At 54.9% G+C, this 16,462-nt stretch carries 21 protein-coding genes and 3 pseudogenes; 19 read left to right on the top strand and 5 right to left on the bottom strand.

The window, feature by feature from the left end:
- Position 1 precedes the first annotated feature (1 nt).
- The 15 genes from sctI to F7Q90_RS07760 are packed head-to-tail and all read left to right on the top strand — an operon-like array spanning position 2 to position 11,472.
- The gene (gene sctI, locus F7Q90_RS07830) at positions 2–277 is read left to right on the top strand and encodes a type III secretion system inner rod subunit SctI (protein ID WP_006122160.1); all 276 of its coding nucleotides are present in this window, start codon (positions 2–4) and stop codon (positions 275–277) included.
- Positions 274–993: an EscJ/YscJ/HrcJ family type III secretion inner membrane ring protein SsaJ gene (ssaJ, locus tag F7Q90_RS07825; protein WP_006122159.1), complete on the top strand. Its 720-nt coding sequence runs from the start codon at positions 274–276 to the stop codon at positions 991–993. The genes sctI and ssaJ overlap by 4 nt, the downstream gene beginning before the upstream one ends.
- A complete protein-coding gene (locus F7Q90_RS07820; RefSeq protein WP_241210088.1) occupies positions 894–1,580 on the top strand; it encodes a type III secretion system domain-containing protein in 687 nt (228 codons plus the stop codon). Before ssaJ ends, F7Q90_RS07820 begins: the two co-directional genes overlap by 100 nt.
- Positions 1,562–2,236, top strand: coding sequence for a type III secretion system stator protein SctL (gene sctL / locus F7Q90_RS07815; RefSeq protein ID WP_006122157.1), 675 nt, complete (start codon positions 1,562–1,564; stop codon positions 2,234–2,236). The genes F7Q90_RS07820 and sctL overlap by 19 nt, the downstream gene beginning before the upstream one ends.
- Positions 2,223–3,206, top strand: a complete 984-nt coding sequence (locus F7Q90_RS07810; RefSeq protein WP_006122156.1) for a TyeA family type III secretion system gatekeeper subunit — start codon at positions 2,223–2,225, stop codon at positions 3,204–3,206. The genes sctL and F7Q90_RS07810 overlap by 14 nt, the downstream gene beginning before the upstream one ends.
- Before the next feature lie 56 nt (positions 3,207–3,262).
- A complete protein-coding gene (locus tag F7Q90_RS07805) occupies positions 3,263–3,631 on the top strand; it encodes a type III secretion system protein SsaM (protein WP_044243244.1) in 369 nt (122 codons plus the stop codon).
- Positions 3,631–5,676, top strand: coding sequence for an EscV/YscV/HrcV family type III secretion system export apparatus protein (locus tag F7Q90_RS07800; RefSeq protein ID WP_044243299.1), 2,046 nt, complete (start codon positions 3,631–3,633; stop codon positions 5,674–5,676). Before F7Q90_RS07805 ends, F7Q90_RS07800 begins: the two co-directional genes overlap by 1 nt.
- The gene (locus F7Q90_RS07795) at positions 5,672–6,985 is read left to right on the top strand and encodes an EscN/YscN/HrcN family type III secretion system ATPase (protein WP_377776147.1); all 1,314 of its coding nucleotides are present in this window, start codon (positions 5,672–5,674) and stop codon (positions 6,983–6,985) included. Before F7Q90_RS07800 ends, F7Q90_RS07795 begins: the two co-directional genes overlap by 5 nt.
- On the top strand, positions 6,985–7,356 hold the full coding sequence (locus F7Q90_RS07790; RefSeq protein ID WP_006122151.1) for a hypothetical protein: 372 nt from the start codon (positions 6,985–6,987) through the stop codon (positions 7,354–7,356). The genes F7Q90_RS07795 and F7Q90_RS07790 overlap by 1 nt, the downstream gene beginning before the upstream one ends.
- A complete protein-coding gene (locus F7Q90_RS07785; RefSeq protein ID WP_006122150.1) occupies positions 7,346–7,705 on the top strand; it encodes a hypothetical protein in 360 nt (119 codons plus the stop codon). The genes F7Q90_RS07790 and F7Q90_RS07785 overlap by 11 nt, the downstream gene beginning before the upstream one ends.
- Positions 7,686–8,690 carry a YscQ/HrcQ family type III secretion apparatus protein gene (locus tag F7Q90_RS07780; RefSeq protein WP_006122149.1) on the top strand — a complete coding sequence of 335 codons (1,005 nt, stop codon included), beginning with the start codon at positions 7,686–7,688 and terminating at the stop codon, positions 8,688–8,690. The genes F7Q90_RS07785 and F7Q90_RS07780 overlap by 20 nt, the downstream gene beginning before the upstream one ends.
- A gap of 59 nt (positions 8,691–8,749) precedes the next feature.
- Positions 8,750–9,397, top strand: a complete 648-nt coding sequence (gene sctR, locus F7Q90_RS07775) for a type III secretion system export apparatus subunit SctR (protein ID WP_006122148.1) — start codon at positions 8,750–8,752, stop codon at positions 9,395–9,397.
- Positions 9,394–9,660 (top strand): EscS/YscS/HrcS family type III secretion system export apparatus protein, encoded by a 267-nt coding sequence (locus F7Q90_RS07770; protein ID WP_006122147.1) that lies wholly within the window; start codon positions 9,394–9,396, stop codon positions 9,658–9,660. Before sctR ends, F7Q90_RS07770 begins: the two co-directional genes overlap by 4 nt.
- A complete protein-coding gene (locus F7Q90_RS07765) occupies positions 9,657–10,430 on the top strand; it encodes an EscT/YscT/HrcT family type III secretion system export apparatus protein (protein WP_006122146.1) in 774 nt (257 codons plus the stop codon). The genes F7Q90_RS07770 and F7Q90_RS07765 overlap by 4 nt, the downstream gene beginning before the upstream one ends.
- The gene (locus F7Q90_RS07760) at positions 10,423–11,472 is read left to right on the top strand and encodes an EscU/YscU/HrcU family type III secretion system export apparatus switch protein (RefSeq protein ID WP_006122145.1); all 1,050 of its coding nucleotides are present in this window, start codon (positions 10,423–10,425) and stop codon (positions 11,470–11,472) included. The genes F7Q90_RS07765 and F7Q90_RS07760 overlap by 8 nt, the downstream gene beginning before the upstream one ends.
- Before the next feature lie 115 nt (positions 11,473–11,587).
- Here F7Q90_RS07760 and F7Q90_RS07755 read toward each other — a convergent pair whose 3' ends face one another.
- The 3 genes and pseudogenes from F7Q90_RS07755 to F7Q90_RS07745 all read right to left on the bottom strand — a co-directional run.
- Positions 11,588–11,869 (bottom strand): helix-turn-helix domain-containing protein, encoded by a 282-nt coding sequence (locus F7Q90_RS07755; protein WP_006122144.1) that lies wholly within the window; start codon positions 11,867–11,869, stop codon positions 11,588–11,590.
- Positions 11,859–12,179: a type II toxin-antitoxin system RelE/ParE family toxin gene (locus F7Q90_RS07750; protein ID WP_006122142.1), complete on the bottom strand. Its 321-nt coding sequence runs from the start codon at positions 12,177–12,179 to the stop codon at positions 11,859–11,861. Before F7Q90_RS07750 ends, F7Q90_RS07755 begins: the two co-directional genes overlap by 11 nt.
- A gap of 36 nt (positions 12,180–12,215) precedes the next feature.
- Positions 12,216–12,416: pseudogene (locus F7Q90_RS07745) on the bottom strand (hypothetical protein); the annotation flags it as partial.
- Between the two features lie 65 nt (positions 12,417–12,481).
- Between F7Q90_RS07745 and F7Q90_RS07740 the strand changes: the two are divergent.
- Both F7Q90_RS07740 and F7Q90_RS07735 read left to right on the top strand, forming a co-directional pair.
- Positions 12,482–13,069: pseudogene (locus F7Q90_RS07740) on the top strand (recombinase family protein).
- A gap of 124 nt (positions 13,070–13,193) precedes the next feature.
- Positions 13,194–14,171, top strand: coding sequence for an Rpn family recombination-promoting nuclease/putative transposase (locus tag F7Q90_RS07735; protein WP_006122138.1), 978 nt, complete (start codon positions 13,194–13,196; stop codon positions 14,169–14,171).
- A gap of 39 nt (positions 14,172–14,210) precedes the next feature.
- Here the strand turns inward: F7Q90_RS07735 and F7Q90_RS07730 are convergent, their stop codons facing one another.
- Entirely contained in the window at positions 14,211–14,462 is a 252-nt protein-coding gene (locus F7Q90_RS07730) for a hypothetical protein (RefSeq protein ID WP_006122137.1), read from the bottom strand.
- A gap of 72 nt (positions 14,463–14,534) precedes the next feature.
- On the opposite strand from F7Q90_RS07730, the pseudogene F7Q90_RS07725 reads away from it, so the two are divergent.
- Positions 14,535–14,984, top strand: a pseudogene (locus F7Q90_RS07725) (IS6 family transposase); the annotation flags it as partial.
- A 260-nt stretch (positions 14,985–15,244) separates the two neighbouring features.
- Complete coding sequence (locus F7Q90_RS07720) at positions 15,245–16,285, top strand: IS481 family transposase (protein ID WP_006122133.1); 1,041 nt, start codon at positions 15,245–15,247, stop codon at positions 16,283–16,285.
- 73 nt (positions 16,286–16,358) lie between these two features.
- On the opposite strand, the gene F7Q90_RS27095 is transcribed toward F7Q90_RS07720, so the two are convergent.
- Positions 16,359–16,462: hypothetical protein (locus F7Q90_RS27095; RefSeq protein WP_249042808.1), on the bottom strand; the 104-nt coding region annotated here is incomplete at its 5' end.

Raw genomic sequence — 16,462 nt, 5'->3', positions numbered from 1 at the left:
AATGAGTGCGATTAACAGCGTAACCGCGATGGACGTTGCCACCATGGCCGCAGCGCCATCGGCAACCGCCGTACCCGCGCCGGATGGCGAGCAAATTACCGCCTTCAATAAATTACTCTTTGCCGGTACGCCGCAGGGGGATGTAGGCAGTCTGGCCCCCTATCAGATGCTTGTGCAGCAGGCCACGACGCTTGGGGCTACCGTAGGCGTGGACTTGGGCGCTAAGGTGGTCGGTGCAGTTTCTCAGTCGGTCAACAAACTGGTCAATATGACATGAAATTTCTGCGTCTGGCTCTGATCCTCGGGCTGGCGTTACTGCTAACAGGCTGCCGCGTTGAGCTCTACAGCGCACTGCCCGAGGATGATGCCAATCAGATGCTGGCGATCCTGATGCAGAACCATATCGATGCCGATAAGCAGCCCGAGGCCGGGGGCGTAACGCTACGGGTGGAACAATCGCAGTTTATTAACGCCGTAGAACTGTTGCGCCTGAACGGTTTTCCACGACACAGTTACGTTTCTGCGGAAACCATGTTCCCCCCGAATCAACTGGTGGTATCGCCCGCTGAGGAGCAGCAAAAAATTGTTTTTCTCAACGAGCAGAGAATTGAGCGGATGCTGAGTCAGATGGACGGGGTGATCCACGCCGACGTGACCATTGCTTATGGCAGTGCCAACGACGACGGGGCCGTTGGAGCGGCTTCCGTGGCGGTATTTATCAAGTATTCACCGCAGGTCAATCTTGAAGCTTTCCGGGTGCAGATAAGCAACCTAGTTGAAAAGTCTATCCCTAGCGTGCAGAAAGAGCATATCGGCATTCTGATGCAGCCAGCCGAGTTTCGTATGCAGAGCATGGCTAACGCGCCAACGGCCACCCCGTGGAGGGCAATCGCGTGGATAAATCTACATCGTTGGGCTTTGCTCCCCCCACTGCTGCTGGCAATGCTGCTGCTGATTTCGCTGATGCTGATAGTCTGGCGCAAAAGAGGCTAGCCACCCGGATCCCCGATGAAGCCCTGTTACGGATGCATCGTTATCTGTGGACACCCGCGCGCTACGCCCACCCTCGTTGGCTGACACTGCTTGGCTTTGCTCCTGCGGCGAAGTGGCGCTACGGAGCCAACCCACCGCTCGACCGGTGTCTGAATCAGGCACTGCAGGTACGCAGAGGAACGCCGCGTCTTCCTGTCACGCTTAGCCTCCGGCAGCAGCGCATGGTTCAGCTTGCTCCTCGTCTTCAGGCCTTTGCGCTGGCCACGGGGCTGCTGGTACTCGGCTGCAACGACTATTTTCTGCTGCCGGACTACCGGCGGGAGCTATTACACCTGCTTGATGACGGGCTTATCTGGCAACTGTTCGGACTTTGCCAGGGAAACCACAGTGCCCTGTTTTCGCCGACACAGACGGTTGAAATTGCATTGCAGTTGGGCACTGCCGTACTGACCCGCGCCGCACAAAACGATCCTGTGCTGCATGCGCTGCTGATTACGCTTGCGCCCTGTGAACGTGCGTTATGGTTGCCGATACCGCCGCTGGCGATGAATTTACTGGAGCGAACGCTATGTGTCGACTTCCGCTGATTGAACTTGCCGCGCCACTGCCGGGTGGGCGCATTATCCCGGCAGTACAGTTAACGGCGCTGCTGCAACAGGCCGCCTGCGTACGTCGTGCGGACTTTGAGGCAAAAGGGATAGTCAATGCGGCCCGGCGGAAAGCCGAGGGCCTCATTCGGCAAGCGAAGAAAAACTGCCGCTGCCTGGAGGCCTCCAGACAGCGTGAGTCCCGCGTATCGCAACGCGATACGCTCAGGCGCCTGGAAGTCCGCTGGCTGCGAAAGCATGTCATCCGCCTGTTGGGGGATGAAGCCCAGGAGCGGGCGCTGGTCAGCGCGGTATCGGGTCGCATCCATCACTGCATAGAGCAGGTATTAAGCGTCTGGTTTGAACAGCAACCCCCGGACAAAACGCTGTGCGCCCGGCTCGCGTTGCAGGCAGAACAGATGGCGAATGAGGGGGTGTTGACCCTGCAGTGCCATCCTGACCTTCAGCAGAGCATGCGGGAGGCGTTCGGCTCGCGCTTTGTGCTGCTTGCGGCCCCTGAGCTACCCCGGGACAGTGTGGTTTTATCGTCGTCACAGCTGTCGGTGGCGTTCTCGCTTGAAGGCCATTTTCAACAATTATTACAATGGCTGCGTCCAGGTTGCTCAGAGACAGGAGAGCAGGATGAGAGTCTCTGAGACGGCCGCGCTAAAGAATCATGACGCCAGCCTGCGGGAACCGCAGGTGCAGGTGGAAGATGCACCATCACCGATGACGCAGGCGCTTATTGAGCTTGAAGAAACCTCCGGCAGCGCGCTTATAGCAACGCTCGAAGACATGGGGATGGCGCTGAGCGGACGGTTCAAAGATTTGCAGCAAGCAGATCTCAAAGAGCGGCTGGAGCAACGGCAGCAGGCCTTGTTGCGGATGGTACAGCGGATGCAAGAGCAGGCGGACGGTATTCCCACTCAACTGACGCAACCACATTCCGGTTCATCCCTTGGTCAACAGCTGTTGGGCGTTGCAGTGTTACTACTCGCTGAAAAACCAAACAGCAAAAGACGTAAAGCGCTAAGCGAGAAGCTGGCTGAACTGATGAGCGAGCAGGGTTGGGAGATATCGCTGTTTGGCATGCTGGAGCTGGGACAAGTGAGCAAAGGCGCGCTGGCGCAAATCAATCGTCTATTCCAGCAGGCAATGGACGAGGAGGTTACCTCATTAGCCGAGTGGTTTCAGCGCATCATGAACTGGCCGGACCGTCGCCAGCGGCTGAAGGTACTGCTGCGCATGATGGCCTTTGAGCTTTCCGCCTGCGTGGTCGGCTCCCAACAACAGCGGCTGGCGGGGGTGCTGGTACGTCTTCGCCGCTTATTGGTATTTTTAGGGCTTGAGCAGGAGTGCTTGCGAATCGAATCCGCGTGCGAGATGGCTTCAGGAACGCTGCTTCCGTTTCTTATCGAGATGACCAATGAAAGCTGGCTGTTTGATGAATGGCTTGCGCCACGGCTGGCGCAGCGGGCCGCGTCTGTGCGTTTATACAACCGACTTTTACAGCATCTGGATGCGCTGTTCTCGCTGATGCCCGAAGCCTGTTTTAACGATGAAGATCAGCGTGAACAAATTCTCGCCGTATTGCGCGGTATGAAGGGAGATCGGGCTATCACCTGATTACCTGCGCGCGCCTTATCTGGAACACTGTAGCCGCTACGCAAGCGGGAGGTCGAATGGCGTTAGACCGAGTGACAGAGCTTAATATTCTACTGTTTATACAGCTAGCCGAACTGCCCGCGCGCCCAGCCGCCGCCGGGATGTACTGGCAGGGTGAGAGGTTTCAAACCTGGCTTAGCTGGCAGGATGACCGACTCCACATTAGCCAGTGTATGCCGCTCGCTCCCTATGATGACAACCTGCTGTTACTGGCGCTTCAGCGCTGGAAGCCCGCTGACTTTGCCGGTATTCCGCAGCGTATTTTTCAGCTGCGTGATTCCCTTGCGATGAGCTGTTGTCCGGCTGTCGATAGCGCGGCGGAACTGTGGCTGCGGGTGCATCGCCGGCAGCAAGCTTTTCTGGAGTCGCTATGCAAATCTCAATGATGAAAAGCATGAGTATGCAAGGTCTACAGAAGGCGCTCGCCGCCTGCGCCGGGCGTCAGGACATTATTTTGGCCTTGGTGCTGCTGATTGCCATCGTGATGATGATCCTGCCGTTACCGACGTTCATGGTGGATATCCTGATCACTGTTAACATCGCGTTTTCGGTCATTTTGCTGCTGATTGCCATCTACATCAATGACCCGCTGGATCTGTCGGTTTTCCCTTCTTTGCTGCTGATTACCACGCTGTACCGACTGTCATTGACCATCAGCACTTCGCGATTGGTTTTGCTGCAGCACGATGCGGGCAACATCGTGGACGCCTTCGGCCACTTTGTGGTGGGGGGCAACCTGACGGTGGGGCTGGTTATTTTTATGATAATCACCATCATCCAGTTTATCGTCATCACGAAAGGGACCGAGCGCGTAGCCGAAGTCAGCGCCCGCTTCTCGCTCGACGGTATGCCTGGAAAACAGATGAGCATTGATGGCGATCTGCGGGCAGGGGGGATTGACACGGTTCAGGCGCGGCACCTTCGCCAGCAGGTTCAGCAGGAGAGCCGCTTTCTTGGTGCCATGGATGGCGCCATGAAGTTTGTAAAAGGCGATGCGATCGCCGGAATTATTGTGGTTCTGGTCAATATAATCGGTGGCATCATCATCGCCGTGGTGCAGTACGACATGCCGCTGGGTGATGCGATACAAACCTACAGCGTTTTATCGATTGGCGATGGGCTGTGCGGGCAGATCCCTTCGCTGCTTATCTCACTGAGCGCCGGAATTATCGTCACCCGCGTGCCAGGGGAGAAGAAACAGAATCTTGCCAGCGAATTAACCACCCAGCTTGGTCGACAGCCGCAGGCGCTGATGTTGACGGCCGCGGTCCTGATTTTATTCGCCCTGATCCCCGGTTTTCCCTTCCTGGACTTTTTTGTCTTGGCGGCGTTCACCTCGCTGCCGTTCTTTTTATTCTGGCGTCGCTCTAGGCACACACAACACGATATACCGCAGACGGGAGAGATGAGTGAAGACCGAATGCAGCCTGGTGCCAGGCCGTTAACGCTGCACGTAATGCCATCGCTCAATACCGGCACGCTGGCCCGGGATATTGATGCCTTACGTTGGAGGCTTTTCGAAGAGTACGGTGTACCGCTGCCGGAAATCACTATCAGGCCAGATTGCCGGGACTACGTGCAGGGGATGTCGGTGCTGATCTACCAGGAGCCGGTCTTTTCATTCGCCATCCCCGAGAACGCATACCTGCTGCTGGAGCCTGATAAACAGCTGGGGTACGAAGTACAACCGCTGCCGGACGGGATGGGAAGTATCTGCTGGCTGACAGCAGAGGCCGGAAAAAAAGCGCAGAGCATGGGGCTCGCGATTGCCGAGGGTAATCAACGCATCACGGCATTGCTCCGCCAGGTCCTGTTGCGTCACATGGCAGAGTTTATCGGCGTGCAGGAGGCACGATATCTGATGGATGCCATGGAGAAGCGCTATTCGGAGCTGGTTAAAGAGCTGCAGCGGCAGCTGCCGATAAGCAAGATTACGGAAACCCTTCAGAGGCTGGTGGCTGAAAGTATTTCGATCCGCGATTTACGCACTGTCTTTGGCACCCTGATTGAATGGGCGCCGCGTGAGAAAGATGTACTGATGCTGACCGAATATGTGCGCATGGCGCTGCGTCGGCATATTTTGCACCGGCTGCAGCCGAACGGTGAGGCGCTGCGCGTCCTGCGCGTGGGGGAAGGAATCGAAAACCTGATCCGCGAGTCTGTCCGTCAGACCTCGATGGGGACCTATGCGGCCCTGAGCCTTGGGCAAAGTTCGCGCATTCTGAGCTTAATTCAGGAGGCACTAGCAGAGCACGGTGAATTGAACATTGTGACCTCGATCGATACTCGCCGCTTTCTGCGCAAAATAACGGAAACGAGGCTGTTTAATGTTCCCGTACTCTCCTGGCAGGAGCTGGGAGAAAACTGTGCGGTACAGGTTGTGTACAGTATCGATCTCACACCACAGGAGCTTGCCGGTGACGATGATTAAAGCCGAGGTGCTGGCCGCCATTGAAAAATCTCTGACGCCACTGCGGGACGTACCAAAAGGTTATCTAAAAACTGGGCGTTTATTGCACGTTGGTGCGACGCTGCTCAAAGCGTATCTGCCAGGCGTTTTTATGGGAGAGGTGTGTTGCCTGTTGCCAGAAGGTGCGCTGGCGGAGGTCGTTGGTATCGACGGCGCAACGGCGCAGCTTTCACCTTTTGCCAGTACCGGAGGCCTGTATTGTGGACAGCAGGTGCGATCCTTGGGGCGGCGACATCGTGTTCCAGTTGGGGAAGATCTCTTAGGCCGAGTGCTGGACGGTATGGGATTACCTATTGATGACGGCCCCGCCCCGCAGGGGCCCTGGCGAGATTATGATGCACCGCCACCTTCGCCGCTACTGCGCCAGCTGATTGAGAAGCCGATGCTTACCGGGATCCGCGCCATCGACGGTCTTTTGACCTGTGGTGAAGGACAGCGCATGGGGATTTTTGCGGCGGCGGGGGTGGGGAAAAGCACCCTGATGTCGATGCTGTGCCGCAGCCCGGATAGCGACATCAACGTTCTGGTGCTTATCGGTGAGCGTGGTCGAGAAGTGATTGAGTTAATTGAGAAAACGCTGGGTGAAGCGACCCGACGGCGCTGCGTAATGGTGGTTTCAACGTCCGACCGGCCCGCGCTTGAACGCATGAGGGCGCTATGGGTGGCGACCACCATCGCCGAAGCGTTTCGCGATCGCGGCAAGCGAGTTCTGCTGTTTGCCGATTCCTTAACCCGCTACGCCCGCGCCGCCCGCGAGATAGCGCTCGCCGGTGGCGAAGTTGCGGTTTCCGGCGGCTATCCTCCCAGCGTTTTTGCGGCACTACCACGACTGCTCGAACGGGCGGGTAAGGGCATCCTCGGCAGCATTACCGCGTTTTACACCGTACTGGTGGAAAGCGACGACATGAATGAACCGTTGGCCGATGAAGTGAGGTCGTTACTCGACGGCCACATCGTATTGTCACGCCGCCTGGCAGAAGCGGCCCACTTTCCAGCCATTGACGTGTTAGCTAGCCTGAGCCGCTTGATGCCGATGGTGGCCAGCGGTGAACACCAGGCGTTGGCGAACGCGATCCGGCAGTTGCTGTCGGTGTATCGCGACGTGGAGCTTCTGGTGCGGATAGGTGAGTTCGTGCGCGGAGAAGATCCTCAGGCCGACCGGGCGGTAGACCGCTATTTCGATATTTGTCACTTCCTGCAACAACAGAGTAATGAACCATGCAATCTCGACGAACTGCTGGCGCAAATGCGTTATTTGACGGACATCTGATGCTGAATTGTTTACTCAGGATCAAGGACCGTCGCGAGCATCGCCTGCTACGGCAAATGACGGAGTTAACGCTGCAGCTTCAGCAAACGGAACAGTTGTGTTTTCAGTGCCAGAGCCGTCGTAAAGACCTAATACAGGCGCTCAATCAGCTCCTTCTCTGGTCCGGTACGTTGCCCTCGGGCGAACTGATGGCGCAGAAACAGGCTATGAATAATTTATTTCATGAGGAATACGGCCTGGCGCAGCAGCAGCGCCTGCTTGCGGATGCGCAAAAACGGCTACAGGGGCAGCTTAGCGAGCTGCAGCGGGAGTTGGTGAGCGTTCTGAAGAAAAAAGAAAAACTAAGGAGCCTGCTGAGCGATGAACGTTAACCGAACTGAAGGTTGCCTCTGGCACGCCAGGCAGCCTGAACCGGACAAACGGCAGCCAACGGAAACCACCCGGTTTATTCAACTGATAGCGCAGATGGTGCCCGACCGTAGAACGGGAGAGTCTGCGCTGAGACAGCAAAAACAACGCTACCGGCTGGTGGGCGGATCCGTGGCGGGGCTTATTTGCGAGATTGAAACGCGGGAAGGTAAAACCTTTCTGACGGTGCTTGTGCCCCAGCGCGATTTATGCCGCCAGCTGAAGCACTTTTCCTGCTGGCTGAACGCCGGGCTGCTGGCCGCCGGGCACAACGTTGCGCTGGAGGTGGTGTATGACGCGACTCTCTCCTGAAGAGAGCATCCTTGTAGGAATGTTGCAAACCGAAGGGATGAAACTTGGAGCCGTGCATGTTACGGCGCAGCGCTGGACCGACAGCCCGCAGGGGAGACTGTTTTCAGTCACTGCCGAAGATACGCCGTGCGGCGTCTGGTTAGCTGAAAGCGACTGGCAGCAGTGGTGTGAAGGGATCCTAGGGACCGCTTCAGAGCAAGACGTCGACGCCCAACTGCTGGCGGGAGTTGCGCTATGGGGACTATCGCCGCTGTTGCAGGCAAGCGGCGCGAAATTACACAACGGGCCGGGAGAACCGCGCCGTTGTAGCATGCTTAGCCAGTACGTTGCGCTGGTATTTGCCTGGCAGATTGATGGCTACGCGTTCCGCTGTGTGCTGTTTGGCTGGCCCACCACCTGGTTTCGCGCCATTGCCCGACAAGTAGGCCCCGGCGTCCGGCCAGTGCGTATCTTACCGCCGGTGGCGTTCGACTGTTACGCCGGCTGGTGTCAGGCCTCGATCCACGAGTTGGCAAGCATTGGCCCTGGAACAGGGTTGCGGATGAGTCCTTTCGGCCGTCCGCGCGAGGGTGAATTGGTTGTACTACTGGCGACCGGAAGTGCAGCGCGTATCCGAATCGAAGAGGGGGGAGACGTGAAAATTGAAGCGTTGGTCAATGATATGGAAAGCCTGTTGGCCGAGGACAGCGATCGTGCGGGTCCTGCCTCGCCCTTATCGTATCACCTGGACGCCCTGCCGCAAAAGCTGCTGGTAGAGGTAGGACAAATTGATATCGCCCTTGGCACGTTGCGGACATTACGTGAAGGGGACCTTATTGCGACCGAAGCCAGGCTCTCACCCGACGTGAAGCTAAGACTCAATGGCCGTGTGATAGGAGAGGGTGAACTGATCGCCTGCGGGGAGAGTTATCTGGTGCGAGTCACCCAATGGTTTGTGCATCCGTCTGACGCTCAGAGCATTGGGGAGGATACGGTTAATACCTGATAGGGAGCACGGTATGGTGCAGCGATAATTGATTTATCGCCGTAAAAACAGGACAGATAATGCCTTTACCTGACTCTCCTTGGCAGCTGATAACGCTGCTGTTTTTACTCTCTCTGCTATCGCTTGCCATCGTGATGGGGACCTCGTTTCTGAAGCTGGCGGTGGTGTTTTCGATTTTACGTAATGCGTTGGGTATTCAGCAGGTGCCGCCCAATATGGCGCTCTATGGCCTGGCGCTGGTGCTCTCGCTCTTTATCATGGCACCGACGGTGATGGCGGTAAAAGCCGAGTGGCATCCGGCGAAAGAAGAGGCGACTTTACCCTGGTTACAGGGCTGGGACAGCCACGCACTTGGTCCTTACCGTCAGTTTCTGCAAAAAAATTCCGATGAAAAAGAGGCGCATTATTTTCGTCATCTGATAGCCAGCACATGGCCGGAAGAGGCCCGGCGTCGCGTTAAGCCGGATTCACTGTTGATCCTGCTGCCCGCCTTCACCGTCAGCCAGCTGTCGCAGGCGTTTCGCATTGGTCTGCTTATCTATCTGCCGTTTCTGGCCATCGATCTGCTGGTATCCAACGTCCTGTTGGCGATGGGGATGATGATGATGTCACCGATGACCATCTCTTTACCGTTCAAATTATTGATTTTCCTGTTAGCTGGCGGCTGGGACCTGATCCTTTCTCAACTGGTACAGAGCTTTAGATGACGGATACCAATCTAATCCATTACGTTACACAGCTGCTGTGGCTGGTGCTCATGACCTCATTGCCGGTGGTGCTGATCGCATCGGTCGTCGGAATTGCGGTGAGCCTCCTTCAGGCGCTCACCCAGATTCAGGATCAGACGCTGCAGTTTATGATCAAGTTGCTTGCCGTGGCGTTGGTTATTATGGCGACCTATCACTGGCTGGGGGGGCTACTTCTGGCCTATACCCGTCAGGTGTTTTTACAGACGGGTATGCACAGGTGACTCTCTCACTCAGTGACGGGCTGGTCACTGTGGCGCTGGCGATGATGAGACCGCTTGGGCTAACGCTGCTTTTCCCGCTGTTGCAGACCGGTAATCTCGGCTCGACGCTGATCCGCAACGGGGTGCTGTTGGCGATAGTGCTGCCGGTACTACCGCTTTTTTATACTCAATCGGTGATTCACCAAGGATGGTCATGGCTGAGGGTGATCCCAGGCGAACTGGTCATTGGTTTGATGCTGGGGTTTTGCGCCGCGCTCCCCTTCTGGGCCGTCGACATGGCGGGATTCCTGATTGACACCCTACGCGGTGCCACAATAGGAATCGTGTTCAACCCGGCGATGTCGGTACAGACGTCGATTTTCGGCCTGCTGTTTAGCCAGTTTCTGTGTGCGCTTTTCATTATTACCGGGGGATTCAGTCAACTCCTGACGGCGTTGTACGATTCTTACCACTATTTACCTCCCGGCAAGGCGCTGGCTTTCAACATACCATTTTTACACTTTTTGCTGGCACAGTGGCGCGTGTTGTACCAGCTGTGTCTGAGCTTTTCTCTGCCCGCGGTGCTCTGTATGATGCTGGCGGACCTAGCGCTCGGATTGGTCAATCGGTCCGCTCAGCAGCTCAACGTGTTCTTCTTATCCATGCCGGTGAAAAGTGCGCTGGCGCTCTTGCTATTGATGCTCTCATTACCATACGCTTTCCACCACTATAAGCTTGAGAGTGAAACCCTTTACCGCCATGTGAGCCAGTGGTTAGCCAGTCATGAGTGAAAAAACCGAGCAGCCTACCGAGAAAAAAAAGCGTGATAGCCGCCAGGAGGGACAGGTTATCAAAAGTCTGGAGATAACCTCCGGCATCCAGCTGCTGACAATACTGGCTTTTTTTCATTTTTTTGCTGATGAGGTGTTTCATCAGATTGCTGAGCTGATGTTGCTGGCTTCACGACTGATCAATCAACCCTTTGACTATGCCTTCAGTCTGTTGACGCAGGTATTAGTGCATGCCGGAGGCGAATTTTTTGCCCTGTTTGGCGGTATGCTGGCGGCGGCGACCATTGCAAGCCTGGTCGCACAGGTCGGATTTATGCTTGCCATAAAGGCGGTCGGCTTCAAAGGCGAAAAAATTAATCCGGTGAACAATCTTAAACAGATTTTTTCAGTGCACAGCCTAGTGGAGTTATTTAAATCCTGTCTGAAAGTCATCGCATTATGTCTGATTTTTATCTCTCTTTTCCGCTATTTTTTGGCAATTTATGAGGTACTTCCATACTGTAATGCGAGCTGCGCGATCCCCCTTTTCAGGATTATGATCCGCTGGATATGGTATGCATTGCTGACGTTTTACGTGGTACTGAGCGTTGTTGATTATGCCTTTCAGACGCACAATACGATGAAACAGCAGCGAATGAGTAAGGAGGATGTCAAACAGGAGACCAAAGATCTTGAAGGTGATCCGCAGGTTAAAAAACGTCGGTGTGAAGTACAACGCGAAATGCAAAGTGGCAGTTTAGCGCAGAATGTGAAGCAGTCTGCGGTCGTTATTCGCAACCCTACGCATATCGCCATTTGCCTAGGCTACGATCCTGTAGACACGCCGATCCCAACGGTTCTCGAAAAAGGCGTAGAGGCGAGGGCAGAACATATTGTTGCTCTCGCCATCAGGGAGTCTGTTCCTGTGGTGGAGAATATTGCGTTGGCGCGCAAGCTATTTTTTAGCGTTAAATCGGGCGAGGCGATCTCTGAATCCCTGTTTGAACCCGTTGCCGCTTTGCTGCGTATGGTACTGAATCTCGATTACGACGCTCATGTGTAACGAAAATCACTATGGCCTTCAGTCATCTTTATCAGGTTATGTGTACCTGCCCGAAGGCTGCTTTTCGCTTTCAGACGCGCGCATATTCTCAGGCATCGCGCATCTTTGAATGCTGTTAACTGAAAAACAGCGTAGCCGTGTTCACGCCGCATGCCCGCGCGTACCGGGACAGGTTTTCGACACTGGCAGAGGTGATATTTTTTTCCATGCGTGAAAGCGTTGACGGGGCAATACCCATTCTTGCTGCTACATCTGCGCTGTTTAATCCGGCATGGCTGCGCCACTCGGCAAGCAGTTCCTGGAGACGCTCTTTCCGGACTTCCGCCTCATAGGCTGCCCGAAATTCATCACCCTGCATCAGCTTTGCTTTCATCTCCGCGAGAGTTTTATGTGCCATTGATCATGTCCTCCAGTCTGCGCCACGCCAGATCGATTTCTGCAGGTGGCGTTTTAGGTGTTTTTTTGATGAAGATACGTAACACGAAAATATTCTGGCCGGTCTGATATACCCATAAACCGCGTGCTATATCGCCACCCATTGTGCGAACTTCAAACAGACCGTTACCGAGAGGCTTACAGTGTGGCTCTCTCAGGGAGCGGGGATTCTTTTCCAGCTTCTCCAGCAGTCGCACCATTTTGGCGGCTATTTCTGCGGGCAGAGCTTCCAGTTCATCACCGGCATTGTCGTGCAATTTTACGTTAAACAATTTATCTCCTCCGTGAAAGAAATAATAGCAATAATGCTAAGTTAGCTCAAGAGCTAACTTAGCATTATTGCTATTTACATCTTTTTCCGACATTCCTCTGATAAAAGCCATCATCGCTTTGATCCTGCGCTGGCTTTCAAGCCGTTCTTCAAAATCATTGAGATAGTAAACCGGTGTATAGCGCCCCCGGTTAAGCTCAAGCGTCAGCGTGTTACCGGTGACAACCTCCGCAGCTATGCTCCAGCAGGGAAAGCTGTCTTGTGTCGAAACCCGGGCATAACCGATGTACACAAAGTTACGCCATGTCACGAGTTTTTGCTTACTGCCGTGTATCCACATTGGAATAGACCACTGAAAACCAGCGCAGGGAAATTGAAGCAGCTGGCTTTACCGTTAAATCCCAGCGCCTGATTGAAGAGCAAATCAGTGGTTCAGTATCTGCCAGCGAACGGCCCGGCTTTGCGCGGTTACTTGACCGCATGGAAAATGGCGATGTGCTGATAGTGACCAAACTTGATCGGCTGGGCCGCAACGCAATGGACGTGCGGAAGACCGTGGAGCAGCTGGCAAAGGCCGGTATTCGCGTACACTGCCTCGCGCTGGGCGGCGTGGACCTCACCAGCGCGGCCGGCAAGATGACCATGCAGGTCATTTCGGCGGTGGCTGAGTTTGAGAAGGACCTGCTGATTGAGCGCACGCATTCAGGCCTTGCAAGGGCCAGAGCAGCCGGGAAACGGTTTGGTCGGCCACCGGCGCTGAATAACGAACAGCGACAGACCGCGCTTGAGCAACTGAAGGCAGGGGCCAGTATCAGCGCCGTTGCCCGCCAGTTTGGAACCTCACGACAAACCATCATGCGCCTGCGTGACGATGCGGTCAGCCCGGGGTGACCAGAATAACAGTGGAGGGGACCGAACCACCCCGGAACGGCCCCCTGTGAAACAGAAGGTACCAGGACCTCCGCTCCGGTATAATACTGCCAGATGAGCACACTTAAACCAACGGAGACGCTGAATGTCAGGCAGAAAAGGAAAGGGTGGGAAGTCACCGGTTCCCCATGACGGGCTGTTTAAAACCTTCCTGACCCACACGGATACCGCCCGGGATTTTCTGGCCCTGCATCTGCCCGCAGAGCTGCTGCAGTTGTGCGACCTGACCACCCTGCAGCTGGAGTCAGGCTCTTTTATTGAGGAAAACCTGCGAACCTATTTTGCCGACGTGCTGTACTCCCTGAAAACCGCCGAGGGTGAGGGATACATATATACGCTCATTGAGCACCAGAGCAGTCCTGACAGGCATATGGCGTTCAGACTCATGCGGTATTCCATAGCCGCCATGCAGAAACACCTGGACGCCGGTCATGAGCAGCTGCCACTGGTTATTCCGCTGCTGTTTTCCCACGGACGCGGCAGCCCCTGGCCCTGGACGCTGAACTGGACAGAGCTGTTTGCCAGCCCGGGAACAGCACGAAAACTGTATACCGGTGATTTTCCCCTCATCGATGTTGGCGCCATCGATGACGATGAAATCATGAAGCACCGCCGGATGGCCCTGCTGGAACTGATGCTCAAGCACGCGCAGACCCGTGACCTGGCTGAGCTGACCGAACATCTGGTCACCCTGCTGATTGCGGGTTACACTACCGATGAGCAGCTGGTCACTTTGATGAACTGGATGCTGCAGACGGGAGACACGGCCAGACCCGAGGCATTCCTGCAGGAACTGGCCCGTCGGTCACCGCAACACGAGGAGATTTTAATGACTATTGCACAACGACTGGAACAGAAAGGGCTGGAGAAAGGCCTCGAGAAAGGCCTCGAGAAGGGCCTCGAGAAGGGCATCCAGCTTGGCGAACAGCGCGGCATTGAGAAAGGTGAGCGCGAAGCGACCCTGAAAATTGCCCGCACGATGCTGCAGAGCGGCATCGACCGCAATACAGTGATGGCCATGACAGGTCTGACTGAAGAAGACCTGCAGCGCATCACCCACTGACACTACTGGGTTGCCTGCTGGCGACCCGTTCTTTACTGCTCATCCAGCGCTGATGGTCACCAGCTTCCAGTGGTCGTCGTTGCTGACGGCCTCCCAGCCACAGCTTTTCAGGAGTGCATTCAGCCCTTCGGCGCGTCCACCAATTCTGGCCGGCACCGGCATAACCTGCGTCCCGTCATCATTAAAACCGATATCCAGCGCACTTTTCAGCAGACAGATGCTGTTTACCGACGCCGATGACTGGATCTGACGCCTGCCGCTCCATTCGCTGTCGCTGAGGACGTGATACACCCAGTCATACGGTTCTGTCGCATTAAGGTACCGTCAGGTAACATGCTGTTTTTTTTGTAATGTTGCCTGACCATGTCTCTGATCCGAAAATCTTTCCGACGCCTGCATTATCCCACCGATATTATCGCCCAGTGCGTCCGCTGGTATCTGGCTTATACCCTAAGCCTGCGTGATCTCGAAGATATGATGGCGGAGCGCGGCATTATCGTCGACCATTCCACGCTTCACCGCTGGGTTATTCGCCTGGTACCATTGCTGGATAAGGTGTTTCGCAGATGTAAACGCACAGTGGGTCGTCGATGGCGGATGGATGAAACCTGCATAAAAGTTAAAGGTGAGTGGAAATACCTGTACCGGGCAGTTGACACTGATGGTCAGACCATCGACTTTCTGCTGACGGCTAAACGGGATGCTGCGGCAGCACTACGTTTTTTCCGCAAGGCCATCCGCCACCACGGTGAACCGGAGGTGGTGACCATTGATAAAAGTGGCGCCAATACGGCAGCGCTGGCCACACTCAACGGGTCTGTTCATAATACGTGTAAAATGTTGGCGTAGCGCTCATAACATTACTTATATCATACACTTACAGCTACAGACCTAGGGTTAAGTAATGGCGGCATATTTTCCATATCCACATGATACCGACCAAACCGTCGAATATGATCCCGGATATAAGGTGTATTAGTCGCGACTTGATCTGACACTGGACCTTGAAAGGTTGAGAGTTACCGGTTTTGATATGGGTGTCGAATCCTTATACAAAACACGAGGTAACTCTCATGCATCATACTAACAATCCCATCATCAAACACAAAGCGGGCCTGCTCAATCTCGCCGAAGAACTCGGCAACGTATCAAAAGCCTGCAAGATCATGGGCGTGTCACGCGACACGTTTTACCGTTATCAGGAACTGGCTGCTGAAGGCGGTATTGATGCGCTGGTTAACCAGAACCGTCGGGTTCCCAACCTGAAGAACCGCGCCGACGAAGCCACTGAACGCGCGGTTGTTGAATATGCCGTTGAGTTTCCGGCCCACGGGCAGCACCGGACCAGCAATGAGCTGCGTAAAAAAGGCGTGTTTATCTCCGGCAGCGGCGTGCGCTCTATCTGGCAACGACACGATCTGGAGAACTTCCGTAAACGCCTGAGGGCGCTTGAGGAAAAGGTCGCCAGAGAAGGCATCGTGCTTACCGACGCTCAAATCGCTGCCCTGGAGAAAAAGGCCCACGACGACGAAGCCTGTGGTGAAATCGAGACAGCTCATCCGGGTTATCTCGGCTCGCAGGACACCTTCTATGTTGGTAACCTGAAGGGCGTGGGCCGTATCTACCAGCAGACGTTCGTGGATACGTACTCGAAAGTGGCCCACTGCAAGCTGTATACGAGTAAAACGCCGATCACCGCCGCCGACCTGCTCAATGATCGCGTACTGCCGTTCTACGAATCCCAGGGGCTGCCGATGCTGAGAATACTGACCGACAGGGGGACAGAATACTGTGGTAAGGTGGAGCAGCATGATTATCAGCTTTATCTGGCTATCAACGATATCGACCATACAAAAACGAAGGCGATGTCTCCGCAGACGAACGGCATCTGCGAGCGCTTCCATAAAACCATTTTGCAGGATTTTTATCAGGTTACGTTCCGCAAGAAGTTATGCGGAGACCTGGAAAGCCTGCAGGCAGATCTGGATAACTGGTTGTGGCATTACAATAATGAGCGAACTCATCAGGGAAAAATGTGCTGCGGGCGTACGCCGATGGCAACTTTACTTGATGGAAAACGAGTCTGGGCAGAAAAGAATCTGAACCAGATTTAATCTGACAGACACCTGTATAAATAACCGGTAACTGTCAGATCAGGTCTGAGCTAAATAACTGATCCTAATACCGCTACACTTTAGCCAGCCCATGTTTTCCCCCGGGGAATGGGCTGACGGTATTCATAAAGTGATGGACCTTTTTCAACAGTTGCCACATTGAACTGCACTGGTGAT

It is taken from the genome of Pantoea stewartii subsp. stewartii (assembly GCF_008801695.1).
Classification (GTDB): domain Bacteria; phylum Pseudomonadota; class Gammaproteobacteria; order Enterobacterales; family Enterobacteriaceae; genus Pantoea; species Pantoea stewartii.
The sequence above is the reverse complement of the archived record's forward strand: the minus strand, read 5'-3'. Positions and strand labels throughout refer to the sequence as shown.

Excerpts from the sequence above, each read along its gene's own strand:
- F7Q90_RS07805 (WP_044243244.1), top strand. The coding sequence starts at position 3,263 with ATGGCGTTAGACCGAGTGACAGAGCTTAATATTCTACTGTTTATACAG.
- F7Q90_RS07735 (WP_006122138.1), top strand. The coding sequence starts at position 13,194 with ATGTCAGGCAGAAAAGGAAAGGGTGGGAAGTCACCGGTTCCCCATGAC.
- F7Q90_RS07785 (WP_006122150.1), top strand. The coding sequence starts at position 7,346 with ATGAACGTTAACCGAACTGAAGGTTGCCTCTGGCACGCCAGGCAGCCT.
- F7Q90_RS07760 (WP_006122145.1), top strand. The coding sequence starts at position 10,423 with ATGAGTGAAAAAACCGAGCAGCCTACCGAGAAAAAAAAGCGTGATAGC.
- F7Q90_RS07720 (WP_006122133.1), top strand. The coding sequence starts at position 15,245 with ATGCATCATACTAACAATCCCATCATCAAACACAAAGCGGGCCTGCTC.
- F7Q90_RS07770 (WP_006122147.1), top strand. The coding sequence starts at position 9,394 with ATGACGGATACCAATCTAATCCATTACGTTACACAGCTGCTGTGGCTG.
- F7Q90_RS07780 (WP_006122149.1), top strand. The coding sequence starts at position 7,686 with ATGACGCGACTCTCTCCTGAAGAGAGCATCCTTGTAGGAATGTTGCAA.
- F7Q90_RS07800 (WP_044243299.1), top strand. The coding sequence starts at position 3,631 with ATGAAAAGCATGAGTATGCAAGGTCTACAGAAGGCGCTCGCCGCCTGC.
- F7Q90_RS07790 (WP_006122151.1), top strand. The coding sequence starts at position 6,985 with ATGCTGAATTGTTTACTCAGGATCAAGGACCGTCGCGAGCATCGCCTG.
- sctR (WP_006122148.1), top strand. The coding sequence starts at position 8,750 with ATGCCTTTACCTGACTCTCCTTGGCAGCTGATAACGCTGCTGTTTTTA.
- F7Q90_RS07810 (WP_006122156.1), top strand. The coding sequence starts at position 2,223 with ATGAGAGTCTCTGAGACGGCCGCGCTAAAGAATCATGACGCCAGCCTG.
- ssaJ (WP_006122159.1), top strand. The coding sequence starts at position 274 with ATGAAATTTCTGCGTCTGGCTCTGATCCTCGGGCTGGCGTTACTGCTA.
- sctL (WP_006122157.1), top strand. The coding sequence starts at position 1,562 with ATGTGTCGACTTCCGCTGATTGAACTTGCCGCGCCACTGCCGGGTGGG.
- F7Q90_RS07755 (WP_006122144.1), bottom strand. The coding sequence starts at position 11,869 with ATGGCACATAAAACTCTCGCGGAGATGAAAGCAAAGCTGATGCAGGGT.
- sctI (WP_006122160.1), top strand. The coding sequence starts at position 2 with ATGAGTGCGATTAACAGCGTAACCGCGATGGACGTTGCCACCATGGCC.